General features: G+C 71.8%; 18 protein-coding genes. 12 read left to right on the forward strand and 6 right to left on the reverse strand.

Annotation, left to right across the window (positions count from 1 at the left end; translation table 11 throughout):
- The 3 genes from OG490_RS22605 (at window position 1) to OG490_RS22615 (ending at window position 2,056) form a co-directional block, all read left to right on the forward strand.
- Window positions 1-1,161 (forward strand): alpha/beta fold hydrolase, encoded by a 1,161-nt coding sequence (locus tag OG490_RS22605; protein ID WP_330298097.1) that lies wholly within the window; start codon window positions 1-3, stop codon window positions 1,159-1,161.
- A complete protein-coding gene (tsaE, locus tag OG490_RS22610) occupies window positions 1,130-1,672 on the forward strand; it encodes a tRNA (adenosine(37)-N6)-threonylcarbamoyltransferase complex ATPase subunit type 1 TsaE (protein ID WP_330298098.1) in 543 nt (180 codons plus the stop codon). Before OG490_RS22605 ends, tsaE begins: the two co-directional genes overlap by 32 nt.
- A gap of 129 nt (window positions 1,673-1,801) precedes the next feature.
- Window positions 1,802-2,056 carry a hypothetical protein gene (locus OG490_RS22615; RefSeq protein WP_330298099.1) on the forward strand — a complete coding sequence of 85 codons (255 nt, stop codon included), beginning with the start codon at window positions 1,802-1,804 and terminating at the stop codon, window positions 2,054-2,056.
- A 54-nt stretch (window positions 2,057-2,110) separates the two neighbouring features.
- Here the strand turns inward: OG490_RS22615 and OG490_RS22620 are convergent, their stop codons facing one another.
- Entirely contained in the window at window positions 2,111-2,671 is a 561-nt protein-coding gene (locus OG490_RS22620) for a hypothetical protein (protein WP_330298100.1), read from the reverse strand.
- A gap of 132 nt (window positions 2,672-2,803) precedes the next feature.
- Here OG490_RS22620 and tsaB point away from each other — a divergent pair, with 132 nt between their 5' ends.
- Genes tsaB through OG490_RS22645 form a run of 5 tightly spaced genes read left to right on the forward strand, consistent with a single transcriptional unit; the run spans window position 2,804 to window position 6,112 of the window.
- On the forward strand, window positions 2,804-3,466 hold the full coding sequence (gene tsaB, locus OG490_RS22625; RefSeq protein WP_330298101.1) for a tRNA (adenosine(37)-N6)-threonylcarbamoyltransferase complex dimerization subunit type 1 TsaB: 663 nt from the start codon (window positions 2,804-2,806) through the stop codon (window positions 3,464-3,466).
- A gap of 26 nt (window positions 3,467-3,492) precedes the next feature.
- On the forward strand, window positions 3,493-3,987 hold the full coding sequence (rimI, locus tag OG490_RS22630; protein ID WP_330301012.1) for a ribosomal protein S18-alanine N-acetyltransferase: 495 nt from the start codon (window positions 3,493-3,495) through the stop codon (window positions 3,985-3,987).
- On the forward strand, window positions 3,980-5,149 hold the full coding sequence (tsaD, locus tag OG490_RS22635; protein WP_330298102.1) for a tRNA (adenosine(37)-N6)-threonylcarbamoyltransferase complex transferase subunit TsaD: 1,170 nt from the start codon (window positions 3,980-3,982) through the stop codon (window positions 5,147-5,149). Before rimI ends, tsaD begins: the two co-directional genes overlap by 8 nt.
- A 14-nt stretch (window positions 5,150-5,163) precedes the next feature.
- Window positions 5,164-5,427 carry a hypothetical protein gene (locus tag OG490_RS22640; protein ID WP_330301013.1) on the forward strand — a complete coding sequence of 88 codons (264 nt, stop codon included), beginning with the start codon at window positions 5,164-5,166 and terminating at the stop codon, window positions 5,425-5,427.
- Window positions 5,428-5,482: 55 nt separating this feature from the next.
- On the forward strand, window positions 5,483-6,112 hold the full coding sequence (locus tag OG490_RS22645; protein WP_330298103.1) for a hypothetical protein: 630 nt from the start codon (window positions 5,483-5,485) through the stop codon (window positions 6,110-6,112).
- 7 nt (window positions 6,113-6,119) lie between these two features.
- On the opposite strand, the gene OG490_RS22650 is transcribed toward OG490_RS22645, so the two are convergent.
- On the reverse strand, window positions 6,120-7,307 hold the full coding sequence (locus tag OG490_RS22650) for a class I SAM-dependent methyltransferase (protein ID WP_330298104.1): 1,188 nt from the start codon (window positions 7,305-7,307) through the stop codon (window positions 6,120-6,122).
- Window positions 7,308-7,389: 82 nt separating this feature from the next.
- Between OG490_RS22650 and OG490_RS22655 the strand changes: the two genes are divergently transcribed.
- Together OG490_RS22655 and OG490_RS22660 are read left to right on the forward strand one after the other, a co-directional pair.
- Entirely contained in the window at window positions 7,390-8,349 is a 960-nt protein-coding gene (locus OG490_RS22655) for a polysaccharide deacetylase family protein (protein WP_443065854.1), read from the forward strand.
- Complete coding sequence (locus OG490_RS22660) at window positions 8,346-9,227, forward strand: polysaccharide deacetylase family protein (RefSeq protein ID WP_330298106.1); 882 nt, start codon at window positions 8,346-8,348, stop codon at window positions 9,225-9,227. The genes OG490_RS22655 and OG490_RS22660 overlap by 4 nt, the downstream gene beginning before the upstream one ends.
- Here the strand turns inward: OG490_RS22660 and OG490_RS22665 are convergent.
- From OG490_RS22665 to OG490_RS22680, 4 genes are all read right to left on the reverse strand, one after another.
- Window positions 9,224-10,657, reverse strand: a complete 1,434-nt coding sequence (locus OG490_RS22665; protein ID WP_330298107.1) for an FtsW/RodA/SpoVE family cell cycle protein — start codon at window positions 10,655-10,657, stop codon at window positions 9,224-9,226. The genes OG490_RS22660 and OG490_RS22665 overlap by 4 nt on opposite strands.
- Window positions 10,645-11,889: an LCP family protein gene (locus tag OG490_RS22670; protein WP_330298108.1), complete on the reverse strand. Its 1,245-nt coding sequence runs from the start codon at window positions 11,887-11,889 to the stop codon at window positions 10,645-10,647. The genes OG490_RS22665 and OG490_RS22670 overlap by 13 nt, the downstream gene beginning before the upstream one ends.
- A gap of 125 nt (window positions 11,890-12,014) precedes the next feature.
- Window positions 12,015-13,481, reverse strand: a complete 1,467-nt coding sequence (locus OG490_RS22675) for a sensor histidine kinase (RefSeq protein WP_330298109.1) — start codon at window positions 13,479-13,481, stop codon at window positions 12,015-12,017.
- Window positions 13,474-14,157: a response regulator transcription factor gene (locus tag OG490_RS22680; RefSeq protein ID WP_330298110.1), complete on the reverse strand. Its 684-nt coding sequence runs from the start codon at window positions 14,155-14,157 to the stop codon at window positions 13,474-13,476. The genes OG490_RS22675 and OG490_RS22680 overlap by 8 nt, the downstream gene beginning before the upstream one ends.
- A 321-nt stretch (window positions 14,158-14,478) precedes the next feature.
- Between OG490_RS22680 and groES the strand changes: the two genes are divergently transcribed.
- Window positions 14,479-14,787, forward strand: a complete 309-nt coding sequence (gene groES, locus OG490_RS22685) for a co-chaperone GroES (RefSeq protein ID WP_008739621.1) — start codon at window positions 14,479-14,481, stop codon at window positions 14,785-14,787.
- A 137-nt stretch (window positions 14,788-14,924) separates the two neighbouring features.
- Window positions 14,925-16,553: a chaperonin GroEL gene (groL, locus tag OG490_RS22690; protein ID WP_330298111.1), complete on the forward strand. Its 1,629-nt coding sequence runs from the start codon at window positions 14,925-14,927 to the stop codon at window positions 16,551-16,553.
- The last annotated feature ends 77 nt before the right edge of the window (window positions 16,554-16,630 follow it).

Raw genomic sequence — 16,630 nt, forward strand, 5'->3', positions numbered from 1 at the left:
GTGAGCGAGAACTGGCGCAAGGCCGGCTGGGCCGGAGCGGCCATCGGCGTGATAGCCGCGGGCGCGGCCGCCGGAGTCGCGGTCGAACGGATCACCGTCGGGCGGGGCATGCGCATGAAGGCGCGCCTCGCCCTCGACGCCACCGGGGACTACGGCTCCCTGCGCGGCGCCCCCGGCCAGGCGTGGGCCGAGGACGGCACCCCGCTCTACTACGAGATCGACGAACTGCCCGAAGAGGGCAAGCGGCGCCGGCTGCGCCGCAAGGCCCCGGCCCCGCCGACCGTGGTCTTCTGCCACGGCTACTGCCTCGCGCAGGACTCCTGGCACTTCCAGCGCGCGGCCCTGCGCGGTCAGGTCCGCGCCGTGTACTGGGACCAGCGCAGCCACGGCCGCAGCGGCCGCGGGCTGGCCCAGGCCGAGGGCGAGCCGGTGACCATCGAGCAGCTCGGCCGCGACCTGAAGGCCGTCATCGACGCGGCCGCCCCCGAGGGCCCGCTGATCCTGGTCGGTCACTCGATGGGCGGCATGACCATCATGGGACTCGCGGAGCAGTTCCCCGAGCTCGTCCGCGAGCGGGTGGCCGGGGTGGCCTTCGTCGGCACCTCCAGCGGCCGCCTGCACGAGGTGACGTACGGGCTGCCCTCCGTGGGCTTCGGGGCGGTACGCCGCCTGCTGCCCGGGGTGCTCAAGGCGCTCGGCTCCCAGGTGGAGCTGGTGGAGAAGGGCCGCCGGGCCACCGCCGACCTGTTCGCCGGCATGGTCAAGATGTACTCCTTCGCCTCGCCCGACGTGGACCCGGGCGTGGCCCGCTTCGCCGAGCGGCTCATCGAGGGCACCCCCATCGACGTGGTCGCCGAGTTCTACCCGGCCTTCCAGACGCACGACAAGACCGCCGCGCTCCAGCGGTTCGCCGACATCCCCGTCACCGTCATCGCCGGGGACAGCGACATGGTCACCCCGCCCGGGCACAGTCAGATCATCAAGGACGCGCTGCCCTCCGCGGAGCTGGTCGTCCTGGAGTCCGCCGGGCACCTGATGATGCTGGAACACCCGGACACCGTGACCCGGCTGCTCACCGGGCTGCTGGCGCGCACCGCGGTGGTGCCCGCACCGGCTAACGTTTCCGGTCATGGAAGAAGTACCGCAGGCAGCGGTTCCTGAAGCGGGAGCCGAAGCGCACATCACCGTCGGCTCGCCCGACGCCATGCAGGACCTCGGCCGCCGGATCGCCGGTCTGCTCCGCCCCGGCGACCTCGTCCTGCTGACCGGGGAACTCGGCGCCGGCAAGACCACCTTGACCCGCGGACTCGGCGAAGGCCTCGGCGTACGCGGGGCGGTGACCTCGCCGACCTTCGTGATCGCGCGGGTCCACCCGTCGCTGACCGGCGGCCCGGCACTGGTGCACGTGGACGCGTACCGGCTCGGCGGCGGGCTCGACGAGATGGAGGACCTGGACCTCGACGTCTCGCTGCCCGAGTCCGTGGTCGTCGTGGAATGGGGCGACGGCAAGGTCGAGGAGCTGTCCGACGACCGGCTGCACGTGGTGATCCGGCGGGCGGTGGGGCACGAGGAGGTCCTGGACGACGTCCGGGAGGTCACCGTGCGCGGGATCGGCGGGCGCTGGTCGGCCGGCGCGGGTCTGGAGACCCTCGCGGGCGTCCTCTCGGAATGAAAGTTCGCGGTTAACGTACCGACAACTCGTCGGCAAGATATTGCGCGCGCGCCACGGCACGTGGTCACATGGTAGCGAGGGCTGGTTAGGCGTACCTAAGTACAGGCTGGCCCCGGCCAGGAGGCAGCCATGTCGGCAGCAGGAGCAGCACCACCGGGAGCGGCGGCACCGGGAGCGCGGCCGCCCCGCCCGTCCGGCGTGTCCATGGGGGCGCTGCTCGCCGCCGGCGTCGCCGCCAGCGCCGTGTCGACACCGCCCGCCCGCGAGAGCGGCGGCGATCCGGATCCCGCCGCGGAGGCGGCCGTAGGGGCGCAAGCCGCACGGGAAGAGGCCGAAGAGGCCGGTGAAGGCGAACAGGCCGCTGCGGAGTCCGAAGCGGCCTGAAGGGCGGGGGAGGCCCGGGAAGGGGCCTGGGCGCGTCCCCCGTTCGGGCGAACGTCAGGAGACGACGACGACCTTGGTGCCGATCGTCGCGAAGGCCCACATCGCGTCGCCGTCCGCGCGCGTCATGCGGACCCCGCCGGTCTTCTTGCCCGGATCGGGCTCCGGGAGCGTGTTGTCCACGCGGGCGCTGAAACCGACCGTGATGCCCTGCGTGCTCGCGAACCGGACCACGTGCTCGATCGGCACCCCGTCCGAGCCCGTCACCGTGCCCGTGCGGTTGCCGACCGTGTAGCTGCCCGGCGCCGGATGGACCGTGCTCGGCATCACCGTGAACGACTTCGGCTCCTGGCCGGCGGCGTCCACCAGCCACACGCGCTTCGCGCCGATCGAGTACACGACGCGCATCCCGGTACCGGAGCCCGCCGGGACGGCCACCGGCTTGGCCGGGTCCGCCTTCGCGGCGCCGGAAGGGCTCGGGGCGGGCGAGGGGCTCTGCGCGACGGCCTTCTGCGGGTGCGCGGGGGCGGTGGCGGAGGCCTGGTAGCCGAGGAAGCCGACCGCGGCGAGTGCCGCGACGGTGAGCCCGGCCACGATTCCCGAGCTGCTGCGTGCCACCTTGGTCCACCTCTCCGCATGGTCTGGGGCGTCCCGACACCTTGATCGGTGACACCTGGGTCGAAGGTAGCAGCCGGGCTGCTCCCAGACCGGCCGCAAGGGCCCGGGGCCCCGGAGTCGTAGGCTGTTCGCGTGCTCTTGCTCGCTGTAGATACCGCCACGCCCGCCGTCACCGTCGCCCTGCACGACGGCGAGTCCGTCCTCGCCGAGTCGAACCAGGTCGACGCCCGCCGCCACGGGGAGCTCCTGCTGCCCTCCGTCGACAAGGTCCTCGCCGAGGCGGGGGTCAAGCTCGAAGCCGTCACCGGCATCGTCGTCGGCGTCGGCCCCGGCCCCTACACCGGGCTGCGGGTCGGACTCGTCACCGCCTCCACCTTCGCCGCCGTCCTCGGCGTGCCCGTGCACGGGCTGTGCACCCTCGACGGCCTGGCCTACGCGGCCGGCGCCGCCGGGATCGAGGGCCCCTTCACCGTGGCCACCGACGCGCGGCGCAAGGAGGTCTACTGGGCCCGGTACGAGGACCCGCGCACCCGGGTCGGCGAGCCCGCGGTGGACCGGCCGGCCGACATCGCCGAGCGGGTCGCCGGACTGCCCGCCGTCGGGCAGGGCGCGCAGCTCTACCCGGAGGTCTTCACCGACGCCCGCGCCCCGGAGCACCAGAGCGCCGCCGCGCTGGCGGCCCTGGCGGTGGAACGCCTCGCGGCGGGGGAAGAGTTCCTGCCCGCGACCCCGCTCTACCTGCGCCGCCCCGACGCCCAGGTGCCCAAGAACTACAAGGTGGTCACCCCCAAGTGACCGCCACCACCGCCGTACTGCGCGAAATGCGCTGGTGGGACATCGAACCCGTGCTGGAGCTGGAGCACGAGCTGTTCCCCGAGGACGCCTGGTCCGCCGGGATGTTCTGGTCCGAGCTCGCGCACGCCCGCGGCCCCGGTGCCACCCGCCGCTACGTCGTGGCCGAAGCCGACGACGGCCGCATCGTCGGCTACGCCGGGCTGGCCGCCGCCGGAGACCTGGGCGACGTGCAGACCATCGCCGCCGCCCGCGACCAGTGGGGCACCGGGCTCGGCGCCCGGCTGCTGACCGACCTGCTGCGCGCCGCCAGCGATTTCGAGTGCGCCGAGGTGCTGCTGGAGGTGCGGGTGGACAACACCCGGGCCCAGAAGCTGTACGCGCGCTTCGGCTTCGAGCCGATCGGCTTCCGGCGCGGCTACTACCAGCCCGGCAACGTCGACGCGCTCGTGATGCGCCTTTCCGACCCCGCAACCTCCGTCCCCGCGGACGGACCCGTACAAGGTGAGACGACCCATGGCTGACGAACCGCTCGTCCTCGGCATCGAGACCTCCTGCGACGAGACCGGCGTCGGCATCGTCCGGGGCACCACCCTCCTCGCGGACGCCATCGCGTCGAGCGTCGACGAGCACGCCCGCTTCGGCGGGGTCGTGCCCGAGGTGGCCTCCCGCGCGCACCTGGAGGCCATGGTCCCCACCATCGAGCGCGCCCTGAAGGAGGCCGGGGTCAGCGCCCGCGACCTCGACGGCATCGCCGTCACCGCCGGGCCCGGCCTCGCGGGGGCGCTGCTGGTGGGCGTCTCGGCCGCGAAGGCGTACGCGTACGCGCTGGGCAAGCCGCTGTACGGGGTGAACCACCTGGCCTCGCACATCTGCGTCGACCAGCTGGAGCACGGGCCGCTGCCGGAGCCGACGATGGCGCTGCTGGTCTCCGGCGGGCACTCCTCGCTGCTGCTGGCCCCCGACATCACCTCCGACGTGCGCCCGCTCGGCGCGACCATCGACGACGCGGCCGGCGAGGCCTTCGACAAGATCGCGCGCGTGCTCCAGCTGGGCTTCCCCGGCGGTCCGGTCATCGACCGCCTCGCGCGCGAGGGCGATCCGAAGGCGATCAACTTCCCGCGCGGGCTGACGGGGCCGCGCGACGCGGCGTACGACTTCTCCTTCTCCGGACTCAAGACCTCCGTCGCCCGCTGGATCGAGGCGAAGCGCAAGGCGGGCGAGGAGGTGCCGGTGCGCGATGTGGCGGCCTCCTTCCAGGAAGCCGTGGTGGACGTGCTGACGCGCAAGGCGATCCGCGCGTGCAAGGACGAGGGCGTGGACCACCTGATGATCGGCGGCGGTGTCGCGGCCAATTCCCGGCTGCGCTCGCTCGCCCAGGAGCGCTGCGACGCCGCGGGGATCGTCCTGCGGGTGCCGCGGCCGGGGCTGTGCACGGACAACGGCGCGATGGTGGCGGCGCTGGGCGCGGAGATGGTCAAGCGGAACAGGCCGGCCTCGGACTGGGACCTGTCGGCGGACTCCTCGCTTCCGGTGACGGACCCGCACGTTCCCGGCCGTTCTTCCGGCCATTCCCACGAAGACGGGGACGGAAGCGGGGACGGGCACAGCCACGACCACGGCCACAGCCACAGCCACAGCCACGACCACGTGCACGAGCTGAGCAAGGACAACCTGTACTCGTGAGCACCGTCGCGCTGATGTGGGAGGCCCGGTCCGTGCCCGGGCGGGGCAACGAGCTGCTGGAGTGGGCCCGTTCGCGGGTGCTGGCCCAGGAGCCGGTGCGGCGCGAGGTGTTCCGGGCCCCGCAGGACCGGGTGCTCGTGATCACCTGGTGGGAGACCCCCGAGGGGGTCGGTGCGGACCTGCCCGAACTCCCCGAGCCCGACGCCGATTTGATCACCCGGGCGGTCCACCGCTGGCGCTTCGAATCGGTGGAGGCCGTCGAGGGACCCGGAGGCTGAGCCTCCGGGCAGGGGCTCGGCGGAAGCCGCCCTGCGTGCGGCTATGGTCATGTGCATGCCCCGCCGTGACCTGCCGCCGCCGCCCCCTCCCGCGCACCTGCGCGCCTGGCTGGACGAGAATGCCGTACGGGCCGACCGTGCCCGTTTCCTGAGCGAACTCGGGCGGCGCAGCCTCGGCTTCGGGAGGCTGCTGCTGCTGTGGGCCGTCTCGGCGGTCTTCGCCCTCGGCTGGACCTTCGTCGGCATGGCCCTGATGGCCTTCGAGACCCACGACCTGTTCTCGTACCTCTTCGGCCTCATCTTCGCCGTGCTCGGCGTGGGCGTGCTGATACCGGCCGGGTTCTGGTTCGCCTGGGGCGCCAAGCAGGACCGCCAGATCCGCCGGCTGATGTCCGCGTGGGCGGAGCTGGGCCGGGACCCGGCCGCCGACGCCGAGGTGCGCGCCCCGGGGCGCAGCCTGACCTGGCTGCTGACCTCGTTCCTGCTGGGCGCGCTCGGGCTCTATGTGACCTTCGGGACCGCGGTGACGGCCCGGCCGGGCGCGGACACCTACGGCGAGGTCGCGTACATGATGGGCCTCGGCATGATCCTGTGGATCACCGGCCTGCTGGGCCTCGGCAAGGCCGGCGCGCACTACCGGTGGGCGGTACGGGCCTTCGGCGGCCCCACCCGCCCGACGACCTAGAGCCCCGTCAGGGCCTGGCCGTCGGCGAGCCGATCAGCATCGAGGGCGCCCCCGCGACCCGGGTCAGGAACACCGTCGCGGAGTTCGGCCCCTGCGGCTTCACCTTCCTGCGCAGCTCCTCCGGCTCGATCGCCGAGCCGCGCTTCTTCACCGTCAGGATGCCGACCCCGCGCTCGCGCAGCAGCGCCTTGAGCTTCTTGAGGCCGAAGGGCAGCACGTCGGTGATCTCGTACGAGGTCGCGTACGGGGTCTCGTGCAGCTCGTCGGCGGTGATGTACGCGATCGTCGGGTCGATCAGCCGGCCGCCCAGCTGCTCCGCGACCTCGGCGACGAGGTGGGCCCGGATCACGGCCCCGTCGGGCTCGTAGAGGTAGCGGCCGACCGGACCGGCCTCCGGGTCGGGCAGCGGATCGGCGGTCACCAGCGCGCGCGGGCCGGGCAGCAGGGTCGCGCGGATCTCGCCGGGGGCGGTCCCGAACCACAGGACGGCCTCCTTCACGTCCCCCTGGTCGGAGATCCACTCGGCCGCCGCCTCGGCGGGGACCGCCTCGTGGGGGATCCCGGGCGCGATCTTGATGGCGGCGAACTCGGCGGCGCGGGCGGTGGCGATCGCCCAGGACAGCGGCGGGGAGTAGGACTCCGGGTCGAAGATCCGGCCGCGCCCGCCCCGCCGGGCCGGGTCGATGAAGACGGCGTCGTAGCCCGCGGTGTCGACCTCCGTGACGTCCGCCTCCCGGACCTCGATCAGGTCGGCCAGTCCCAGCGCCTCGGCGTTGGCGCGCGCGACGGCGACGGTCAGCGGGTCGTGGTCCACCGCCAGTACGCGGATGCCGAGGCGGGCCAGGGCGAGGGCGTCGCCGCCGATGCCGCAGCACAGGTCCGCGAGGCTCCGTACGCCCAGGGCCGCGAGCCGCTCGGCGCGGTACGAGGCCACCGACGCGCGGGTGGCCATCTCGCCGCCGCCGGGGGTGAAGTACATCCGGTGGGCGTCCTCGGCCCCGAACTTCGCCACCGCGCGCTGCCGCAGCCGGGCCTGCCCGAGGGCGGCGGAGACCAGCGGGGCGGGGTGCTCGCGGCGCAGCCGGGTGGCTACGGCGAGCTCCTGGGCGGGGTCGTACTCCCGGAGCGAGTCGAGGAGGGCGCTGCCCTCGGGGGTGAGGAGCGCGGCGAAGTCTTCGGGGGTCACGGGGTCCATTGTCGGCCACTCGGTGGAAGGTCGGGTTCCCGCCGAGGTGTCGACAGGGGCGGGTGCGTGACAGGTGCAAAGATGCCCAGCTATGCAGCTAGTCCGACAAAAGGAACATAAGACGCAACAGGGTCACCGGATCGCGGCAGTTGCGCGAGGCCGGTTGGGGATGGCCGCCATGGCCGCACTGCTGGTCGCCGGCTTGGCGACGGGGTGCGGATCCAGCGGCTCCGCAGCGCCGGACAAGGCCGCCAAGGCGAAGGCAGCCGCCGGCGCCGAGGGGCCCGGCGCCGCCGGTGCGCTCGGCAACTACGCCGAGAAGCTGAAGGCCGCCCAGCAGGCGCGGGCCGTCGCCGCCAAACGGTGGGGGCTGGCCAAGCCGCCGCTGATGGCCCCGGCCGTGCCCAAGGAGAAGCCCGAGATCACCACCCGCAAGGGCTTCGAGGTCGAGGACGGCGACAGCCTGCCGCCGGTCTTCACCACCGTCCCCACGGAGGAGAAGGTCGTCTTCCTGACGATCGACGACGGTGCCGAGAAGGACCCCGAGTTCCTGAAGATGATGCAGGAGCTCAAGCTCCCGTACACCGCGTTCCTGAGCGACTACCTGGTGCGGGACAACTACCCGTACTTCAAGCAGATGCAGGACGCGGGCGTCACCCTGAACAACCACACGCTCAACCACCGCTACATGCCGGCGCTCTCCTACGAGAAGCAGCGTCAGGAGATCTGCGGTCAGCAGGACACGATCGAGAAGCAGTTCGGCAAGCGGCCCACCCTGTTCCGCCCGCCGTACGGCAACTACAACGAGGACACGCTGCGCGCGGCCAAGTCCTGCGGGATCAAGCACGTCCCCCTCTGGAACGAGGAGGCCTTCCCGGACCGGATGGACTGGCGCGAGTGGGACCGCGACCTGCACCCCGGTGACATCATCCTCACGCACTTCCGGGGCAAGGAAGACTGGAAGGGCAGCATGACTGACATGATCCGTCATGTCATGAAGACCGTCACGGACAAGGGGTATGCCGTGGCCCGCTTGGAGGACTACTTGTGAGGTACGCGCGCCGGTTGGTAGCCGGAACGCTGGCGGCCGGCGCGCTCGCGCTGTCCCTGACGGGGTGCGGGGACAGCGTGGACCCCATCGAACGAATGGGCCGCAAGGCGACGGAGGAAAGGACCTCCCCGTCGCCCTCCGCCCCGGCCTCCCCCTCGGGGACGGCGGGCTCGGCGGTCGCGGGTGACGAGGCGTACCGGAAGTGGGGCCTGAACGCCCCCGTCCAGTACGCCCCCAAGCCCGCCGTCAAACCCCAGATCCCGCCCGCCAAGCCGGGCCGGGTCCAGGTCATCGACCGAATACCCGTCCCGGCGGACGACAAGGTCGTCTTCCTGACGTTCGACGACGGCGCGGAGAAGAACCCCGAGTTCCTGAAGATGGCGGCCGATCTGAAGCTGCCGATCAGCATGTTCCTGACGGACAACATCGCCTCGTCGGACTACGGCCACTTCGAGAAGCTCCGCGACAACGGATCCAACAGCACGATAAACAACCACACGCTGACGCACCCGAACCTCAAGACCCTCTCCTTCGCGGCACAGAAGAAGGAGATATGCGGTCAGCAGGAGCGTCTGGAGAAGCGGTTCGGCACCAAGCCGACCCGCTTCCGCCCGCCGTACGGCAACTACAACGACGACACCCTCAGGGCCGCGAACGAGTGCGGGATATCGCAGCTCCTCCTGTGGCGCGTGTCGATGCAGATCAACAACTTCCAGTACGCCGAGGGCTCCGCCCTCAAACCGGGCGACATCATCCTGGCCCACTTCCGCGGCCCCGCCGAGCTCAAGGGCACGACGGAGATCGAGATGACCACGCGGATGCTCCAGCGGATACAGGAGCAGGGCTACCGGATCGGGCGCCTGGAGGACTACCTCTAGGCCGTTCTTCGGCCGCGCCAGGAACCCGTGGGGCCCGGACCCGACACCGCCGGGGTGATCGTCGTTTCCACCGGGCCCCTGGCATCCGCCTCGCGCTGGCGTTCCGCGCTGTCGGAGATCCGTAGCAGCAGGGCGATCATGACCCAGTTGGCCAGGAGCGACGAGCCGCCCGCCGCCAGGAAGGGCAGGGCCTTGCCCGTCAGGGGGATCAGGCCCGTGACCCCGCCCGCCACCACGAAGACCTGAAGGGCCAGCGCGGAGGAGAGGCCCACGGCGAGGAGCTTGCCGAACGGGTCGCGGGCGCCCAGGGCCATCCGCAGCCCCCGCTGCACGAGGAGCGCGTAGAGGATCAGGACGGCCATGACACCGGCCAGGCCCAGTTCCTCGCCGACCGTGGTGAGGATGAAGTCGCTGCGGCCGGCGAACTTGATCAGCTCCGGATTGCCCATGCCGAGCCCCGTGCCCGAGATGCCGCCGGTGCCGAAGCTGAACAGCGCCTGCGCCGACTGGTCGGAGATGACCCCCGGCGGCCGGTCCTTCCAGTAGTACGACAGCGGGTTCAGCCAGGCGGCCACGCGGCCCTTGACGTGCGGTTCCGTGGAGCCCACGACGAAGGCGCCCACCGAGGCCATGAGCAGACCGCAGACGATCCAGCTGGTGCGCTCCGTGGCCACGTAGAGCATCACCACGAAGACGCCGAAGAAGATCAGCGAGGTACCGAGGTCGCGCTCGAAGACCAGCACGAGCAGCGAGATGATCCACACCGTGACGATCGGTCCGAGCTGGCGCATCGGGGGCAGGCGCATGCCCAGGAACTTGCGGCCCGACAGGGCCAGCGCGTCGCGGTGGATGACCAGGTAGCCCGCGAAGAAGACGGCGATCATGATCTTCACGAACTCGCCGGGCTGGACCGAGAGCGCGCCGAGCCGGATCCAGCGCTTCGCCCCGTAGGTGTCCGCGCCGAAGAACGCCGGCGCGATCAGCGCCACCAGTGCGACGGCCATCGTGATGTAGATGAACCGCTGGAGCAGCCGGTGGTCGCGCAGGACCCACAGCACGAGGATGCACGCGGCGACGCCGACCACCGACCAGAGCAGCTGGCCGGGCGCGTTCGCCGTCGACTTGTACCGCTCGATGTACCCCTGGTCGAGCCGGTGCAGCAGCACCAGCCCCAGCCCCGTCAGCAGCATGGCGAGCGGGAAGATCAGCGGATCCGCGTACGCGGCGAACCGGCGCACGGCCAGGTGCCCCACCAGCGCGAGCAGCGACATGCTGATCGTGAAGCCGGTGAGGTTGGGCGGCAGCGCGTCGTTCATCGCCAGCCCCGCGCTGGCGTGGCCGGACACGGCGATGACGACGACCAGGACGAGCAGCAGCGCTTCGGTGCGGCGCCGCGCGCCCGCCGTCGTCAGGGGTTTCAGTCCACGCACGGGACGCCGCCGCCATCGATGGCGGGGGTTCCGCTGCTCGTCTGGGACGGGGCGGGGGAGGGGGAGGCCCCCGGGGCGGGCGACCCTGCCGAGGAGGGAGCGGCGCCCGGTGCGCTCGGGCTCGCAGCGGCCTTGGGCCCGATCTGCTCGGCAATGAGTCGCTTTATCTTCATATCGTCTACGACGTTTATCTCGGCGCCATGGTTCCTGTCGAAGCCTTCGATGGGAAGGGTCACAAACTCCACGTTGCCCCCCGACAGGTTCTTCGCCTGCTTCACGAACGACAGCAGGTCCCACCCCTGATCGGTGACGACGTCCTGTTTCGCGGTGTCGATCAACTTGATCAATTTCACCGGGTCGGTGAAGGTCCCCGCCTGGTTCAGCTTGTACGTCGCACCCGCCAGAAAGGCCTGCTGCCGCTTCGTGCGGTCCAGATCGCCCATGGTCAGGCCGTGCCGCTGCCGCACGAAGGCCAGCGACTGCTGACCGTCGAGGCTCTGGCGCCCCGCCGGGAAGTCGGCGCCCGAGAAACTGTCCTTCACGGGGTGCTTCAGACACACCGGTACGCCGTCCAGGGCGCTCGCCAGGTGGTAGAAACCGGCCAGGTTCAGCTCGGCGAAGTGGTCGATCGGGACGCCGAGGAAGGCGCGGACCGTGTCGAGCTCGGCCTTGCGCCCCGCCTCGCGCCCCTCGTGCTCCAGCTGCCGCCGGTCCTTGACCCCCTGGGTGGCGAGCTGCTCCTCGTGCTTGGCCTTCGCCCGCCCGTAGGCCTCCTTGATCTTGGCCTTGCCGGTGAACCCGGGCACGCCGTGCATCTCGACGAAGTCGTCGCGCGGCACCGAGAAGGCCTTCGCCTTGCCCCCGTCGCCGGGTACGTGGAGCAGGATCAGGGTGTTGGTGTTGTAGCCGCCGATGTCGGAACTGCCCGCGTGCAGCTTGTCCAGGACGTCCTCGGGCAGCGGCTCGCCGTTCTGGTCGCGGCGGCTGTCCAGGCCCATCAGGAGGATGTTCACATCTCCGTACTTCGACTTCTCGGCCCCCTCCAGGGCCTTGGAGCTGCCGATGGTGGAGACGAGGTCGTGGTACAGGTACCAGGCGGTGCAGCCCATGAGCACCACCAGCGCGCAGGCTCCCGCCAGCACGGTCCGGGTGAGCCGGGTCCGGCGCGAGGGCCTGCGGCGCCGGGTCGCGGGGGCCTGCGGTTCCTGGGGCTTCCTGCGGTGCGCACTCATGGATGTCGATGCTGATGCAGCGGTGCTGAAGGAAACCTGAGGGTCCTGAAGCCGCTTTCAGGGGCTGGTGCCGGGGGGCGGGTGCGGCGCCGTTGCCGGGGGCGCTGCCCCCGGGCCCCCGCGCCTCAAACTCCCCCAGACTTCGTCCGGGGGGACCCCCTGCCGGGGCTGAATGAGGGCGGGGCCGACTGGGGCAAGCGCAGCACCAGCCGCGCGCCGGTGGCTCCGGCGGCCGCGGGGAGCGCGCGCAGGTCGCCGCCGTGCGCCCGCGCGATCTCCCGGGCGATGGCCAGGCCCAGGCCGGTGCCGCCGCTGGCCCGGCCCCGGTCCGCGTCCAGCCGCACGAAGCGCTCGAAGACCCGGTCCCGGTCCGCCTCCGGGATGCCCGGCCCGTCGTCCGCGACCTCCAGCAGCGCCCAGCCGTCGCCGCTCGCCGACGCCCGGACGGTGACCCCGGTCCGGGCGTACCGCAGGGCGTTGTCCACGAGATTGGCCAGCGCCCGCTCCAGCCGCGCCGGATCCCCGGCAGCCGGTACGGGGGCCCGCGCGTCCAGCCGTAGCGCGACCCGGGGATCCGGGCGCCGCGCCACGGCCTCGGCGGCCAGCAGCGCGAGGTCCACGGGCTCGGTGCGCGGCGCGGGTCCGCCGTCGAGCCGGGCCAGCAGGAGCAGATCGGCCGCGATGCCCTGGAGCCGCTCGGTATCGGCCAGCGCGGCCGCCACCGACTCCCGGTCGGGATCCCGCAGCGCCACCTCCAGCCGGGACCGGACGGCCGCCAGGGGGTTGCGCAGCTCGTGCGAGGCGTCGGCGGTGAACTGCCGCTGCCGGGCGTCGCTGCGCTCCAGCCGGTCCAGGGTGGCGTTGACGGTCCGGGCCAGCTGCGCGATCTCGTCGGCCCCGCCCGGGTCCGGGACCCGGCGGTCGAGCTCGCTGGCGGTGACCGCGGCCAGCTCGGTGCGGATCGCGGCCACCGGGCGCAGCGCCTGGCCGGTCACCCACCAGGCCAGGGCCGCCGAGAAGGCGATCAGCGGGGGCGCGCCGGCGAGCAGGCCCAGGGCGACGGACCGGTCGGCCGCGTCCACGTCGCCCAGGACCGTCATGGCGTACACGGTGTGCGGATCGCGCGCCCCGCGCGGACCAGGGGCCTCCACGGCGACCACCGCGCGCCGTTCCGCGCCGGGGCGCGCGGGCGCCAGCACGGCCGAGCGGGAGTCGCTGCCGGGGGCGGGACGCAGCTCGCCGAGTTCGGGGGTGTCCTTCAGGTCCCCGCTGGTGGCGATGGTCCGGCCGTTCGCGTCCCGTACGAGGACCAGGTCCACCCCGCCCTCCGGCGCGGGCAGCCGGCCGGCGGCCGGAAGGATCCCGCTGTCGAGCTGGGAGGCGACCTTGCGGGCGGCGAGCTCGGTGCGGCCGGTGGTGTTCTCGATGAGGTTGGCGCGCAGCACCGTGTACAGCCACAGCCCGCCGGTGGCGAGGACGGCGGCCATCGCGAGGGCGGCGGCCGCGGCGGCGCGGGCGCGCAGGCTGCCCAGGCGCGGGCGGGGCCGCCGGGGGTGCGACGGCCGTCCGGGGCGCCGGAACGGCCTATCCACCGTCCGGGGCCATCCGGTAGCCGGTGCCGTGGACGGTGAGGATCGAGCGGCGGCCGAAGGGGACGTCGATCTTCCGGCGCAGGGAGGAGACGTAGACCTCGACGATGTTCGGGTCGATGCCGTGCGGACCTTCCCAGACCTCGTCGAGGATGTCCTGCTTGGCGACGGCCCGGCCGGGCTGTTCCATCAGGCAGGCCAGGACGCCGAGCTCACGGGCGGTCAGCTCGATCTCGTGCTTGCCGCGGCGGCAGCGGCGGCCGCGCGGGTCCAGGACCAGGTCGCCCGCTTGGAGTACGGCGCTCTGCGGGGGGCCGGCGGCGCGGCGGGTGATCGCGCGCAGCCGGGCGGCGAGGACGACGAAGGAGAACGGCTTCGTGAGGTAGTCGTCGGCGCCCGAGTCGAGCCCTTCGGCCTCGTCGTACTCGCCGTCCTTGGCGGTCAGGATCAGGACGGGGGTGGGGTCGCCGTGGGCGCGCATCCGCTTGCAGATCTCGTAGCCCGACAGGCCCGGGAGCATCAGGTCCAGGACGACGGCGTCGTACGGGCCGCCGGTGAGTGCGAGGTCCAGGCCGCGGTGTCCGTCGTGGGCGAGGTCGATCCAGTGGCCGTCGGCGGCGAGCCCGCGCCGCAGCGATTCGGCGAGCCCCACTTCGTCTTCGACGACCAGAATGCGCATGCCCCAAGCCTCACATACAGGACCCCCACGACCCGGCGGGACGTGGTCCGCCGCGGCCGGGGGAGGGGAAGCGGGGGCTCGAAGACGCCCCGAGGGGGCGGGGTTACGGGGCGCTCCGGGGCGGCCCGGGCGGCGAAACCAGCGGCGTGTATTGGCACTCCGCTTGACCGAGTGCTAATCGCCGGAATAGTCTCGCGTCTGGCACTCGCCCCTGGTGAGTGCCAACACAGCGACAGGCAGGTCCGGCTCCCGCGACGACGGATCGACCTGGTCGCCACCTCAGACAGTTAACCCCGGATCTCCGAAGGGGGAGGTCAGATCGTGACGACCACCAGCTCCAAGGTTGCCATCAAGCCGCTCGAGGACCGCATTGTGGTCCAGCCGCTCGACGCCGAGCAGACCACGGCCTCTGGCCTGGTCATCCCGGACACCGCGAAGGAGAAGCCCCAGGAGGGCGTCGTCCTTGCCGTGGGCCCGGGTCGCTTCGAGGACGGCCAGCGTCTCCCGCTGGACGTCACCGTCGGCGACGTCGTCCTGTACTCCAAGTACGGCGGCACCGAAGTGAAGTACAACGGCGAGGAGTACCTCGTCCTCTCGGCCCGCGACGTGCTCGCGATCGTCGAGAAGTAATCACTTCTCCAGTTTTGCTTTGAGCTACGCCCCTGGTCACCCCTGCTGATGCCGGGCGGCGAGGGGCGTAGTTCGTTCTGGGTTAGGCGGTCGCGGTGAGCGGCCGGGGATCGCAACGAGAGGGCTGAACCGCTCCCATGCCGAAGATTCTTAAGTTTGACGAGGACGCCCGTCGCGCCCTCGAGCGCGGCGTCAACAAGCTTGCCGACACGGTCAAGGTGACGATCGGCCCCAAGGGCCGCAACGTCGTCATCGACAAGAAGTTCGGTGCGCCCACCATCACCAACGACGGTGTCACCATCGCCCGCGAGGTCGAGCTGGACGACCCGTACGAGAACCTGGGCGCGCAGCTCGTGAAGGAGGTGGCGACCAAGACCAACGATGTTGCGGGTGACGGCACCACCACCGCCACCGTGCTGGCCCAGGCGCTGGTCCGCGAGGGCCTGCGCAACGTCGCCGCGGGCGCCTCCCCGGCCGCCCTCAAGAAGGGCATCGACCTCGCGGTCAAGGCCGTGTCCGAGGAGCTCCTCGCGACCGCCCGCCCGATCGAGGACAAGTCCGACATCGCCGCCGTGGCCTCGCTCTCCGCGCAGGACACCCAGATCGGCGAGCTCATCGCCGAGGCGATGGACAAGGTCGGCAAGGACGGTGTCATCACCGTCGAGGAGTCCAACGCCTTCGGCGTGGAGCTGGAGTTCACCGAGGGCATGGCCTTCGACAAGGGCTACCTCTCCCCGTACATGGTCTCCGACCAGGAGCGTATGGAGGCCGTCCTCGACGACCCGTACATCCTGATCAACCAGGGCAAGATCTCCTCCATCCAGGACCTCCTGCCGCTGCTCGAGAAGGTCATCCAGGCCGGTGGCACCAAGCCGCTGCTGATCATCGCCGAGGACGTCGAGGGCGAGGCGCTCTCCACCCTCGTCGTCAACAAGATCCGTGGCACCTTCAACGCCGTCGCCGTCAAGGCGCCCGGCTTCGGTGACCGCCGCAAGGCGATGCTCCAGGACATGGCCACCCTCACCGGTGCCACCGTCATCGCCGAGGAGGTCGGCCTCAAGCTCGACCAGGCCGGTCTGGACGTACTCGGTTCCGCGCGCCGCGTGACCATCACCAAGGACGGCACCACCATCGTCGACGGTGGCGGCAAGTCCGAGGACGTCCTCGGCCGCGTCAACCAGATCAAGGCCGAGATCGAGTCCACCGACTCGGACTGGGACCGCGAGAAGCTGCAGGAGCGCCTGGCGAAGCTCGCCGGCGGCGTCTGCGTCATCAAGGTCGGCGCCGCCACCGAGGTGGAGCTCAAGGAGCGCAAGCACCGTCTCGAGGACGCCATCTCGGCGACCCGCGCCGCGGTCGAGGAGGGCATCGTCTCCGGCGGTGGCTCCGCGCTCGTCCACGCCGTCAAGGTCCTCGAGGGCAACCTCGGTCTGACCGGCGACGAGGCCACCGGTGTCGCGGTCGTGCGCCGCGCCGCCGTCGAGCCGCTGCGCTGGATCGCCGAGAACGCGGGCCTCGAGGGCTACGTCATCACGGCGAAGGTTGCCGAGCTCGACAAGGGCCAGGGCTTCAACGCCGCCACCGGCGAGTACGGCGACCTGGTCAAGGCCGGCGTCATCGACCCGGTCAAGGTCACCCGTTCCGCGCTGGAGAACGCCGCTTCCATCGCCTCCCTGCTGCTCACGACCGAGACCCTGGTCGTCGAGAAGCCGGCGGACGACGAGGGCGACGCCGGTCACGGCCACGGTCACGGCCACAGCCACTGACCTCGTCAGAGGTGGGTTGAAAAAGCCCCGGTCGCCTTGGCGGCCGGGGCTTTTCCCGTTCCCTGCGGTATGACCGG

Origin of the sequence: Streptomyces sp. NBC_00503 (assembly GCF_036346895.1) — a bacterium.
In the GTDB taxonomy this organism is placed as follows: Bacteria; Actinomycetota; Actinomycetes; order Streptomycetales; family Streptomycetaceae; genus Streptomyces.